Annotated in this window: 11 protein-coding genes; 9 read left to right on the forward strand and 2 right to left on the reverse strand. The window is 31.3% G+C overall.

Annotated features, from left to right (window positions below; translation table 11 throughout):
• The first annotated feature begins 114 nt into the window (after positions 1–114).
• The 3 genes from cbpA (at position 115) to GWI97_RS17575 (ending at position 2,914) form a co-directional block, all read left to right on the forward strand.
• Positions 115–1,056: a curved DNA-binding protein gene (gene cbpA / locus GWI97_RS17565; protein ID WP_036937980.1), complete on the forward strand. Its 942-nt coding sequence runs from the start codon at positions 115–117 to the stop codon at positions 1,054–1,056.
• A complete protein-coding gene (gene cbpM / locus GWI97_RS17570; RefSeq protein WP_036937978.1) occupies positions 1,056–1,364 on the forward strand; it encodes a chaperone modulator CbpM in 309 nt (102 codons plus the stop codon). The genes cbpA and cbpM overlap by 1 nt, the downstream gene beginning before the upstream one ends.
• Positions 1,365–1,639: 275 nt before the next feature.
• Entirely contained in the window at positions 1,640–2,914 is a 1,275-nt protein-coding gene (locus tag GWI97_RS17575; protein ID WP_036937976.1) for an amidohydrolase, read from the forward strand.
• Between the two features lie 52 nt (positions 2,915–2,966).
• Here GWI97_RS17575 and GWI97_RS17580 read toward each other — a convergent pair whose 3' ends face one another.
• Positions 2,967–3,899, reverse strand: a complete 933-nt coding sequence (locus GWI97_RS17580) for a LysR family transcriptional regulator (protein ID WP_036937975.1) — start codon at positions 3,897–3,899, stop codon at positions 2,967–2,969.
• Between the two features lie 445 nt (positions 3,900–4,344).
• Here GWI97_RS17580 and GWI97_RS17585 point away from each other — a divergent pair, with 445 nt between their 5' ends.
• Positions 4,345–5,841: a C69 family dipeptidase gene (locus GWI97_RS17585; RefSeq protein ID WP_036937973.1), complete on the forward strand. Its 1,497-nt coding sequence runs from the start codon at positions 4,345–4,347 to the stop codon at positions 5,839–5,841.
• Between the two features lie 75 nt (positions 5,842–5,916).
• Here GWI97_RS17585 and GWI97_RS17590 read toward each other — a convergent pair whose 3' ends face one another.
• Positions 5,917–6,813, reverse strand: coding sequence for an AraC family transcriptional regulator (locus GWI97_RS17590; RefSeq protein ID WP_036937970.1), 897 nt, complete (start codon positions 6,811–6,813; stop codon positions 5,917–5,919).
• A 372-nt stretch (positions 6,814–7,185) separates the two neighbouring features.
• Between GWI97_RS17590 and GWI97_RS17595 the strand changes: the two genes are divergently transcribed.
• From GWI97_RS17595 to GWI97_RS17615, 5 genes are all read left to right on the forward strand, one after another.
• Positions 7,186–7,518 (forward strand): MliC family protein, encoded by a 333-nt coding sequence (locus GWI97_RS17595; protein WP_036937967.1) that lies wholly within the window; start codon positions 7,186–7,188, stop codon positions 7,516–7,518.
• Between the two features lie 845 nt (positions 7,519–8,363).
• On the forward strand, positions 8,364–9,221 hold the full coding sequence (locus tag GWI97_RS17600) for an alpha/beta fold hydrolase (protein ID WP_036937964.1): 858 nt from the start codon (positions 8,364–8,366) through the stop codon (positions 9,219–9,221).
• A 425-nt stretch (positions 9,222–9,646) separates the two neighbouring features.
• Positions 9,647–9,859, forward strand: a complete 213-nt coding sequence (gene cspE, locus GWI97_RS17605) for a transcription antiterminator/RNA stability regulator CspE (RefSeq protein ID WP_036937961.1) — start codon at positions 9,647–9,649, stop codon at positions 9,857–9,859.
• 466 nt (positions 9,860–10,325) lie between these two features.
• Positions 10,326–11,255, forward strand: a complete 930-nt coding sequence (lpxL, locus tag GWI97_RS17610) for an LpxL/LpxP family Kdo(2)-lipid IV(A) lauroyl/palmitoleoyl acyltransferase (RefSeq protein ID WP_036937959.1) — start codon at positions 10,326–10,328, stop codon at positions 11,253–11,255.
• Positions 11,256–12,240: 985 nt separating this feature from the next.
• Positions 12,241–12,999 (forward strand): class I SAM-dependent methyltransferase, encoded by a 759-nt coding sequence (locus tag GWI97_RS17615; RefSeq protein WP_224215450.1) that lies wholly within the window; start codon positions 12,241–12,243, stop codon positions 12,997–12,999.
• The last annotated feature ends 542 nt before the right edge of the window (positions 13,000–13,541 follow it).

The raw sequence follows: 13,541 nt of genomic DNA on the forward strand, positions 1-13,541 counted from the left end.
CTATTGGTGCTATTATAGGATTTTTACTCATCAATATAATTTCTTTGTTCTATAATTAATCAAGTTTAAGATATTAATATTTAATTCATTATTTAACATAATTGAGATATCACGATGGAATTAAAGGATTACTACGCCATAATGGGTGTTAAACCTACAGATGATACTAAAACGATTAAAACGGCATATCGCCGTTTAGCCAAAAAATATCATCCTGATGTCAGTAAAGAGCCGAATGCTGAAGAGCGTTTTAAAGAAATTGCTCAAGCATGGGAAATATTAGGGGATGAACAACGAAGAGCGGAATATGATGAACTTTGGGCACATCGTAATGATCCTAAGTTTAAGCAATTTACACAACAACATTCGAATACAAATCAAGAAACTTTTAGCCAAGAAGATTTTGATGATATTTATGCTTCATTCTTCGGTCAACGTTCTCCATTTGAAGAGCGCAGAGCTCATCAGTCTTTTAAACAACGAGGACATGATTTAGAAATAGAATTAGCTATCTTTTTAGAAGAGTCGCAAGAAGAACATAAACGCACAATTAGCTATCATTTACCGGTTTATAATGTTTTTGGGATCGTAGAAAAAGAAATACCTAAAACATTAAATATTAAAATTCCTGCGGGTGTTATTGATGGGCAACGAATTCGTTTAAAAGGTCAGGGAACTCGAGGTGAAAATGGCGGAGAGAATGGTGATTTATGGCTAACAATTCGTATTGCTCCTCATCCTCTGTTTGATATCAAAGGCCATGATTTAGAAATAGTCGTTCCGGTTGCTCCTTGGGAAGCGGCATTAGGTACAAAAATTCCTATACCTACAATAAAAGAGAAAATATTGTTAACTATTCCAGCGGGAAGTCAAGCAGGGCAAAAATTACGTATTAAAGGAAAAGGATTGGTTAGCAAAAAAGTGAGTGGTGATTTATATGCAATTTTAAAAATTGTGATGCCACCTAAACCAGATGAAAAAACACGCGAATTATGGCAACAAATTGCAGATATTCAGACCGATTATAATCCACGTAAAGATTGGGAGAATAAATAATGGGTCAATTAACAACAACCGTATTTACTGTTACTGAGTTTTGTCATCATACCGGGATCTCAAATGACGAACTTAACGAATTTGTCTCTCTTGGCATGATCGAGCCATTAGAAATTGAAACCCAAGAGTGGTATTTTGATGATCATGCACTTGTGATAACGCATCGTGCATTAAAACTTCATAAAGAACTCGCATTAGATTGGCATGGGATTGCTATAGCGCTGACATTATTAGATGAAAATGAGCAGCTAAAACAAGAAAATAAACAATTACGCCAGCAACTAATGCGATTTATTGATGAATCTTGATTAATAAAATAGCTACTAAATGTGTAAATGACTTTAGTGGCTATTTTTATCTCTTAATTTATTTTTCTTGTATTTCCATACGCATTATTCATTGATTTTACTCATTATTTTCTATTTCTATCTGAATGCTATTATATAATTGCCATGCTTTAAAAATGAGCAAAATGGCGATGAGATCACATTCATATCTATAACCATTAAGTTATGATTATTATAATTTATTAATTATGCTCTATTGGTTATTAATAGAGGCTTACTTTTTATAAGGGAAAATAATGAAGCCGATCCAAGTAAATAAGTTAATAGAATGGCGTAGGGCTTTTCACCAGTTTCCAGAAATTGGTTGGGCCGAGTTTGTAACTACGGGAACGATAATAACGTTATTGCGTGATATGGATATTGAAGTCAAAGCTGGGCCACATATTCTTTGTCGGGAAAGTATTTTAGGGCGAGATGAAGAATTAGTTAAAGAAGCAATCAAAATAGCAAAAGAAAAAGAAATCAGCACTGAGCTATTAACTGAAATGGATGGTCTGACAGGATGCATGGCTATTATTGATACAGAAATTCCTGGTCCTACATTTGCCTTTCGTTTTGATATTGATTGTGTTTATGTCCAAGAATCAAATGACGAAAATCATCTACCTAATAAACAGGGGTTCGCCTCATGCCGTTCTGGGTTAATGCATGCTTGTGGTCATGATGGGCATACTGCGATAGGGCTTGGTTTAGCGCATTGGTTAAAACAAAATATTCACGTTTTACGTGGAAAATATAAATTAATATTTCAACCCGCAGAAGAAGGAGTAAGAGGCGCAAGAGCAATAAGTGACAGTGGGATCTTAGATGATACTGATTATTTTATGGGAATGCATATTGGATGTAATTTAAAAAAAGGTGAAGTTGCACTCGATCCTTTTGATTTTCTTTGTACAACTAAATTAGATATTTTTTTAAAAGGAAAAGTCGCTAATGCTACGGATGAGCCAGAAAAAGGCACTAATGCATTAGTGGGAGCTTGTTTTTTAGCTAATGAAATATTAGCAACACCAAGACACGGCAAAGGAATGACGAGAGTAAATGTTGGAACCTTAATTGCAGGTGAAAATCGTAGCCTTATTCCTAGTTCTGCGAAGATGCAACTGGAAGTCCGTGGACAAGATGCTGAAATAACAAAATATTTATTTGATAATATAAAAAAATATACTGCTGGTATTGCATCTGCTTATCATTTAGAAACAAAAATAGAAGTTACTGGTGAAGCGACAAATTTTAGAAATGATCCTGAAATGATAAACCTCATGCAAGCTATTATCGATACACATCCAGAATTACTAAATGTCACATTACCTTTGGGCGGGAGTGAAGATGTTTCACTGATGGTAAGACGAGTACAAGAGCAAGGCGGGAAAGCGATATTCTTTTTAGTGGGAGCAGACCAAAGTGACGGGCATCATAAAGAAAAATTTGATATTGATGAAGAAGCGCTTTCCATCGGTTTAACGCTTTTTACTGAAGGTATTTTATCTATTCTTAATATACCTAATTAATAGGAAGGTCTCTTCTATTTACTAATGTTAAATAGAAAGAGACCATTACTCACTATTTAATGGGAGTTGAAAGTAACGAGGTTTTTGGTTGATGCTCTTTGATGAACTCAATATAGAGTTGAGTTTCATGCTCAATTTTTTTCGATGTAAAGAAACAGATATTACTCATAATTGTTGGTGTAAATTCTCTATAAATAACACCTTCTGTTTCAATAATAGGAAATGAATTAATTAAACTTATTCCTAAACCATTTTTTACAAATGTCATTGCTGTTTCTTGATCAGAGACTTCAGCAATAATGTTAGGTCTAGATTTTGATTTATGGAGCACTCTGTCAATAACAGTACGGCCAATATTGCTTTTTACTAATGCAATAAAAGATTGCTCATGTAAATCATCAGATGTGATCGTTTTTTTTGTACATAGATCATGCATTTTAGGAATTGCGCAAATAATTTGAGTTTCTCTCATTGGTATTTGTGTCAAATTATAATTGCTATTGATCGTCATATTATCAGTAATGGCGATATCAGCTTGCTCTTTTGCTATTAAAGATAGTAGTTGTTCACTCCTTGATATTTCTAAATGAACATTAATTTGGTATTTTTTGATAAAAAGAGCCGTGACTTGATTTATAAATCCATAGGCTAACGTTGGAGGAACTAAAATACGTAAGCTTCGTTTTTTTTCTTGACGATGGAAATGACTTAATCGGTTGAAAGAGTCGGCTATATTGGTGATTTCTTCGTAAAGCAACAATGCATCAGAGTTAGGCACGAGCTTGTTATTTTCACGAATGAATAATTTTTTACCACAACGCTTTTCTATCTGATTTAATGTTTGACTTACTGCGGGTTGAGATATGCCAAGCCGCTCTGCGGCATTAGTTACACTCCCATGATCGATCACAGTTTGTATAATTTCAAGATCGCGTAACGTAGCCCATCCTCCTGACCAAGAGGTTCTTTTTATATCCATTGCCATTGTGTTTTTACTTTTGTCTGTTTATCTTATATACGATTATAGCGTTAATAAGATAATTATTAAATAATAGTTATGAGGAAAAAAATTAATGTTTTTTTATTAACACTGATCATTATCAGATTTAATGTATTGTTGTTATATTTAATATTAAGAATGTTTTTTATAAAAAATGAGTATTTAGATTACATTTATAAAAACACTTAATAACAAGTGCATTGTTTTATTTATATTTAAAATATATCTTTTAATAAATCCTATTGATATTAATATGATGCATTTAGTTAATATTTTTATTTCAAAATATAATGTCCATTGAGATATAAATCACGGTAATGAACACTTTCTCATTGTTAATATTCCAATTTGGGTTATCTATCTAGATTTTTATTTTTTTAAATATTTAATTGATAAACAAATTATAAATAACAAGCAAATGAGGATTTTTATGTCTTTACTCAAAAAAAGTATTATTGCCTTATCTATTAACCTTGCATTGGTTTCTTCTGTTTTGGCCTGCACCACTTTGTTAGCTGGAAGTGAAGCAACAAATGATGGTTCTTTGATTATCGCTCGTAGTGCAGATAGTGATGCATTAAAAGCACAACATTTTGTTATTCATCCAGCTAAATCAAATCAAACAGGAAATTACAGTACAAAAGAACACAATGGCGCTAATAATTTTACTTATCCATTACCAGAAAATGCATTACGTTATACCACTGTTCCTAATTGGAAAACACAGCTACACGGTGCAACAGGATTTAATGAGTTAGGAGTTGGTGTTAGCGGTACAGAATCGATTTTTGCTTCACCTAAAGCACTTTCTTTTGATCCCTATGTTGAAGACACAGGGATAACGGAAGATGATATTCCGGACGTGCTTCTTTCAAGAGCGAAAACAGCTCGTGAAGCGATTGAAGTACTAGGTAGCATTATTGAAACACAAGGTGCTGGTGAAGGGTTTGGTGTTGCCGTTGTTGATAAAAACGAACTTTGGTATTTAGAAACAGGAACCGGACATCATTGGATTGCACAAAAGTTACCTAAAGATAAATATTTTGCGACAGGTAACCAAGGCAGGTTACAAACTTATGATATTAACAGTAAGGATGTTTTAGGCTCTAAAAATTTAGTGGAGTTTGCGGTTGAAAAAGGACTTTATAATCCTGAAAAAGAGGGGACATTTAATTTTTCTAAAGCGTATACCCGTGATGATGAACGGGATCGCACCTATAACGATCCGCGGGTTTGGATCATTCAGCAACAATTTAATCCATCATTAAAACAAGCTGTGGATGATGGACGTAATTTCGCCCCTTTATTAACGCCAGAAAAAAAAGTTTCTATTGAAGAAGCTAAAGCTATGCTACGTAACCACTTTGAAGGAACAGAACACGACCCTTATACCAATGGATTAAATGGTCAAGAGCCATGGCGCCCAATTAGTGTATTTAGAACTTACGAGGCACATGTTATGCAAGTCCGCCCTGAGCTTCCTCAAGAAATAGGTGAAGTCACTTATGTAGGGTTGGGTATGGCAGATCTAACTGCATTTGTTCCGTATTACAGTGGATTAAAAGCTTACCCACAACATTATGGCATAGGTACAAATAAAGCGGACAATGATTCTATTTATTGGAAATATCGTAAATTACAAACATTAGTAATGACAGACTATCCAAAGCTTGCGCCAATAGTGAAAAAAGCTTACCAAGAGTGGGAGGAAAAAACAGCATTAGAGCAAAAAGAAATGGAAGCCAAATATCTTGCTATGATTAAAACGGATAAAATGAGTGCGGATAAAATGCTTAATGAATTTAATTTAGGCGTGATGGCGAGTGCTGAAAAATTAACCGAAAATTTAACAAATGAACTATTTACGCTAAAAACAAAAGATATTCAAGATAATATTTTCTTTGCTAATAAGTCTAAAAAAGACTAATAGAAAAATGTTGTTCTAAATACAATATACACGAAAGATCCCAATTTTTTTGGGATCTTTTTCAATGAAAGATTATTAAATGACAGGGATATAGTAGCTAATTTTTTTTAAATATTTCTCGCTTTGATTAAGTAATTTATCGTAACTTACAGATTCTTTTAATGTATATTGTTCAATATCCGGGCCAGGCCTACGCAGTAAATTCATTTTGGGCAATACTTTTGTATATACTGTATAAATAATGTCATCATAACCCGTTAATGAATCTAAAATATCATCCATATCAAAAGTAATAGCCAAGTAATTACCACTAGGTAATTCTAATTGTGACATTGCTGAGATATTGGATGCCGTTGATAGTTTTTCTTTATCAACAGCCGTGCTGTAAATGTACATTGTATCTTCTAATGTACTCGCAGATGCTCTATGTGTTGCATATAATTCAGTGGGTACTGTGTGTATATCTTTCAAAAATTTACGCCAAAATTCCTTTCTGAATTTTTTCTTGTCTGAATTCCACGTTGAAATGGGTTTGTTATACTGATGAGACATACTCGCTAATTTTAGAGAAGGGAAGGTAACAATTTCATAATTAGCGTTAAGTTCAACAGTTTCAAGTGCTGGAAAAATAAGCTCGCTAATATCCCAACCTGTTTTTTTTCTGTATTCGGAAGGCGTGATATTAAACTGTTTTTTAAATGCTCGACAAAATGTTTGCTGAGAGTCAAATCGATATTTCAACGAAATATCTAATAGGCTACAACGCGTTATTCGTAAGGCGTAAGCACCGCAGGATAAACGTCGGGCGAGTATGTATTTTCCTAAAGATATTCCTGTATATGCTTTAAACAAACGCTGAAAATGCCACTTTGTATAGCCTGATTTTTCAGCAATAATATCTAATGATAAGCGTGAATCAAGATTTTGCTCGATCCAAACAATGATATCTTTAACTACATTCTCTTGAAGCATGAATATTCCTACTATTTTTCTCTATCGATATTTTTCAATTAGATCGACTTAATTTATTGAACTACAATAAATTTATAGGTGCTAGGATAATAGCATATCGTATAGCGATAGTGACATTGAATAAAGTAAAATAGGCTGATATTAATGTAAAGTTATGTATTCCAATTTATTTGAATAAAAATGGGGTTTAAATAAAAAATGACCATTGAAATCATTAATCAATGATTGATAATTTTTATTGGGATTAAGGTTTTATTCAAATAAGATTGAATCATTTTTAATAAAATGAGGAGGTATCCTATTTCTTCTTTAAAATAAAAGGTCTATCTTTATTATATTAGTAAACTCAATTGGTTATTTTAGGAGATATAAATGAATAAGTTATTTTCTATTTCTGCTATTGCTTTAGTGTCTTCGTTAATAACAGCTCCTGCTTTAGCAGCTAAAACGGATACTTATAATTGTGAAGGTCAGAAGATTAGAGTTTCTTTCCCTAATGAACAGCTTGCTGTTATGTACTATAGTGATGAAATTATTGTGCTAAAAGAAGCTGTTGCAGCAAGCGGTGCTCGTTATGTTGGCGAGAATTTTCAAATATGGGGAAAAGGAAAAGATGAATTTAACCTCGCTACCATTTCAGAAGATGATGCAGTTAATGGACGTGTTGCTGAAGATAAAGGTCGCACATGTGAATTAGTAAAATAACGTAGTTATCGTAATAATATTTAAAAATTAGAAAATAAAAGAGGGGATTTATTTCTCCTTTTTTATTTTAAGAAAAAGAATAAGTAAATATAATAAAAAAAGAGAAAAAGATTTCTGTATAATGGTTTAAAGTACGTTTATATTAAAAATAAATACCATATAAAATTAGATGAGTTATAAATAGAGTCATATTATGATGGCTAAATATTTTGTTATAACGGTTAAATACATATCTCCGCTCATTACTAATAAAAAGTAGAATATGTGGCTATTCTTTTAGAAAATATGACGGCTAATAAGAATTAAGTAAGTGTTGGTTATATTAAAGTAATGGCTGTTTTAAATGATTATTGTCGATAAAAGAACAGTGAAAATTTAATGTTCAAAGCGAATGATGTTACTTAATCTTGTTATCAATGTGGGGTGCTTTCTACATCAAAAAAAGGATCACCTGTATATTTTAATGGAATAAATGGGCAAGAAAACACATTAAATTGAACCATAGTGTTTACAAAAAAACTGAAGGTAATAGCGAAGTTATCATAACTTTTAGTCCATAAAAATAGATTTAATCGCATCGCTATATTGTGATTTTCATTGTAGTGAACAGTGATAATAGATACTTAACGAATAGGCATAATTTAGTTATAGTGTCTAAAAGCAACATCAAAAACTAGACGTTTTTATTTTTAATACTACTAACAATATTTATCGTGAGTTTATATGAAATCTTGTCCTTAGCTAGTCTCATATTAGTTTTAAAAAACTAAACTTAGAAAAAGACACATCGCTATTTAGTATGATGAGTGTCATGTCATCAAAAAATTAATAAAAGACAAAATCTAATGAAAGTTAAAAACTCAAGAAAATATAATGTATTATTGCCTGATAATAGAATTTTAACGTGGTATGAATCTGGCCCAGAACAAGGTAAACCTGTGTTATTTTGTACTGGGGCGGGTATGAGTGGTGTATTAGGTGTGGATGTCGAATGCCTAAATAAGCTTAATATCCGATTAATTACCCCAACTCGCCCTGGATTAGGTGATTCAACGTTTGATCCTCATAAAACGTTAAAATCTTTTTCTCAAGATATTTTATTTTTATTTGAACATCTTAATCTCAAAAATCTTAATGTAGTTGGATTTTCTCAAGGGGCTGTATTTGCTATGGCACTTTGTGTTTATTGCCATGTTGATAAATTAGTCATTGTCGCAGGACAAGATCAATTTGATTATCCTGATACTCGAAATCAGCTCACAGAAGACGTTGTTAATATGCAACAACAGGCTGTGAATGCACCCGATGCATTAGCCGATTGGATTAAGAAAAATATATCGGCAAATTGGTTGATGAACTTTATTCTAAATTACAGTGCAGCTGTTGATTTAGCTGTCTATCAATCAGCGAATTTTCTTCCTGTTTATCAAGAATGTATGACAGAAGCTTTTAAACAAGGAAATGAAGGATATACTCAAGATCTGCTTATCGCTATGCAGCCATGGGGCTTTTCACCTGAAGATATCAGAACGCCAACCACATTATGGTATGGTATGAAAGATACGAGTACCGTTCATTCTCCTGATTTTGGGACATTATTGCTTCAACGTTTTCCTAATGCACAACGATATTTATGGCCAGAAGAAGGGGGGGCACTTCTGTGGACAAAAACGGAAGATATTTTCTTCGGATTAGTTGATTAAAACGAAGTACTACATTATTGATAGAGTAGATACTGTTTATTTAAAAAATAACAGTATCTGCTGTTTTAAAGTATATTTTGTCGATTTATTTCAATTTTATTAAATAATTTATATTTAAATAAGGTTTTTGGTTGAATGAATAATTATTCTTATATTATAAATTTGTTTCAAGTTAGTGTTTTAACATTTTTTTTTAAATAAATTTGAAAATAATTTGCTATAAACTGAATTATATGACTTAATAGCGCCACTGGTTTGGAAGTACAGACCTATTTATGTTAGTGCAGTTTTAAGTAGTTCACCGTTTAGCGTTATCCCTGATACCTCTTCGTTGCGAATTCCTTCAAATAGTGACCATAAGTAAAAATCCGAAATCAAACCGCAAACACTGCCTTATGGCAAAATAATTAATTAAAGGAAATCTTATGTCTAATACAATGACTGGTACAGTAAAATGGTTTAACGATGATAAAGGCTTCGGTTTTATCACTCCTAAAGACGGTAGCAAAGACGTATTCGTACACTTTTCAGCGATCCAAAGTGAAAGCTTCAAGTCACTGAAAGAAGGCCAAGAAGTTTCATTTTCTATTGAAAATGGCGCTAAAGGCCCTGCAGCAGCGAACGTAATCGCTCTGTAATATTGAGTCATTATTACGGTACATATTGCTTAACGCAGTATCAGTACTGGAAAGACCAATACAAAAACCTCACTTTGGTGAGGTTTTTTTGTTTTAATGAAAGGTATTATTCGTTTTAGTATTTATCTGATAATGTTGATTAAAATAATATTATTAAAGTTATGTAAATATTTAGAATAAATAATTTTAATTATTAAACAAAAATTCTTTAATAATTTACTTTATTAGCAAAAAAAATAATTTAAATAATAATAAAAATCTTATAATGCTGAAATAAAGATAGCAAGATATTGCTTTCTCAATGAAAAGAAAGAAGAAATTTTCATTAGAATAGAAAGATATCAGATAAATCATAAAAAATAATTTAAAGAACAAAAAATAAAATTAATATTTAATGACTTATCTTAAAAAAATGCTGTCTAATTCAATGTGGCTTAAATGCTTTTAGTTCTCAAAGGATAAACTAGTGTACGCTAAAAATTTTTTTTCATTGCATCTATTACACCCAAAGTATTTTTTAACTTGGTTTGGTGTTTTTATTCTTTTTCTATTAGTTCAATTACCTTATTCATGGTTACTTTTCTTGGGTAAACGTTTAGGGTTATTATCTCGTTTTTTTGTAAAAAGAAGAGTTTCTATAATAAAGAGAAATTTAGAGTTATGTTTTCCTGATAAAAATCAACATGAAATAAATAAACTTGTCATGGATAACTTATCTTCACTTGGTGTTGCATTATTTGAAACAGGAATGGCTTGGTTTTGGAGTGATCGTCGATTAAAAAATCTCTTTGAAGTACAAGGTATATCCAATTTTACAGATGCTAATGAGAAAAACGCAGGTATTTTATTAATCGGCATACATTCTATGTCGTTAGAATTGGGTGGACGTATTATGGGGCTTTGCTTCCCAGTTAATGCAATGTATAGGCCACATAATAATAAGGCGATGGAGTACATTCAAACTAAAGCGAGATGTCGCTCTGATAAGGGGATGATTGATCGACGTAATTTAAAATTTATGGTTATGGAGTTAAAAAAAGGAAAAGCAATTTGGTTTGCTCCTGACCAGGATTTCGGTTTGAAAGGAACCACTTTTTCACCTTTCTTTTGTGTCGAAAAAACATCAACCTCAAAAGGAGTCGCAATATTAGCCAAATTGTCAGGAGCGCCTTCTTTGACTGTCACGTTAGTTAGAAATGAAAATAAGACAGGTAAGCAATATAGTTTGATTATTGGCAAAGAACTGACTGATTATCCTAGCGAGAACATTCAAAATGATACAGATAGAATGAATAAGTTGATTGAAACAGAAATCATGAGGGCGCCAGAACAATATTTATGGGCTCATAGACGATTTAAAACCCGACCTTCAGGTGAAGCGAGTTTTTACCATTAAGGCTATTTCTGTAGGCAAACAAAAAAAAGACCAACACATTATGTGTTGGTCACAGTAAATACTGGAAGCAATGTGAGCAATGTCGTTGCAAAAAGTTGAGTGAAATACTCAACTATTTACAATCTAAAAGATAATCATTATCAATTACATTGTCAACCCTTACGTTTATATGGATTAAGAAAATGTTGAAATGAGAAATGAAAAAAGGAAAGAATGGCAAGGAAAAAAGAACAGAGCCAGCAGATATAAATCAATTATACCTGCTTAATATATTATGATCATAGTAGAAAAATACCATTTATATAAATATAGTAATAAATACTATTGTTCAAAAAAATATATACTCATTATTTACTATTATTTCTAAAATGTTTAGAGATTAATGTTTATAAAATATAGAGTTATAAAAGCCGTTAATCTTAATTATATAATATATCCATTATTGCTAAATTATCCCTAATCCGATTTATCTTCATTGAACCTTTATTTTCACCTAATTTGGTATTAAATATTTCATTAAGTTCAATTTAATGTTCTACTTCTTCCATTTCAACACTATTCCAGCAATTTGTTTTAAAAATATATTCAACCGAATTAATTATACAATTAGCTTCTACTTAAATATTTATGAATGATTTTTTGAGAGGGTTAATAATAGAACAATAATTGACATTAGAAGCAGTTTATCTAATTTATTGAATTATATTGGTTTGATAAGTTTAAACTTGTTTTTATTAACAAGTTAATCTTATTTTACATTAGTCATATTACTTAATTTTTCAATGATACATTTTGTTGTTAAAATAAAAAATTAATAAATTAAGCTATTTCAGGATGACAAGAAATTTATCAATATATTTTGATGAAATCGCTTCCAAAGAAAAAATACATCTTTATTCGACATCTTTTTAATTTAATGGAGTGTTGATATATTAAATAATCACTTTATCATCAATAGAATAAATCATTAAAGTAAGAGAGTAGAATGTTTATGCAGAGTTATCATTCACTATCAGCCCAAGTTTACCAAATAGATAAACCTATAGGGTGTAGTTTCGGCGATGTAGAATACTATCAAGAACGTCTTAAAGGTGTTAATGGTAAGATCCTAGAGCCTGCGGTAGGAACAGGGAGAATCTTGATCCCTTTATTGAAAGCTGGGTTTAATATAGAAGGATTTGATCTCTCAGATGAGATGCTCTCTTTCTGCATGGAAAATCTAAAAAGTAATGGGTTTTCTCAAGATAAAGTTACTAAAGATAATTTGATGACATTTCATGTTGAGACACCTGTTGACGCAATAATTATTCCAACAGGGACTTTCTTATTGTTAAATAGTGAAGATAAAGCACTACAAGCCCTTCGACAATGTTATAACGCATTGAATTCTGGCGGACGTTTACTTATTGATATTAGTTTGGCACATACTTTTGCTAAAGGTCAAAGTTCTAGCCGACAATTTGAAACGTCTGAAGGGGATTTAATTACTTTACAGATAGTGAATGCCGAAATAGATTACATTAATCAACTAACAGTATCACACCACCGTTATGATAAATGGAGAAATGGCAAAATAATTGAAAGTGAATGGGAAGTGTTCACATTGAAATGGTTTGGTGTGTATGAGTTTAAACGCATACTTAAATCTATTGGTTTTGGTAAAATAACAATCTCTGGTGATTATCAGTATTTATGTGAACCGAATAACGAAACAGAAGTTATTACATTTGAAGCTTATAAATAGACATTGAGTAGAGTTTTGACAACAAGGCCATAAAATTAATGGCCTTTTTTAATTTATATTTTTTATATTGTTGTTATTTTTCAATATGATAAGGTGTTATCTTTGCTATAAGAAAAGAAAGTCAGAGCATGTTTAGTTTGAAAGAAACGGTATCAGGATTAAAGTGTATTATTGAGATAAAAAAAATCCCCGCATTAGGCGGGGAAAATTAAATATCTATCAGTGATGAAATACTAAAACTATAGTAAGGGAAAAAGAGATATCAATCTGTAACAAACTTTAAAAAAATAATAAAGATAAGCAAAAAGTGGAGTAATTCTCTAAAGAGAAAATAATTATTTGAGTTCTTATAATGTCTTGTTTTACCTTGATTTTAAATTTTTAAATTTAGTCATATGAAGAAAACTAATACACATTTAACTATAAAGATTATATACATTTAGTTGAATGTTCTAATAATTATTCCGTTTATTAAAATAACAATATACGTATTTACTATTGGATTAAAATTAAACAATAATTATGACTTATTTAGAATCAAT

Source organism: Proteus sp. G2300, assembly GCF_009915965.1.
Classification (GTDB): domain Bacteria; phylum Pseudomonadota; class Gammaproteobacteria; order Enterobacterales; family Enterobacteriaceae; genus Proteus; species Proteus vulgaris.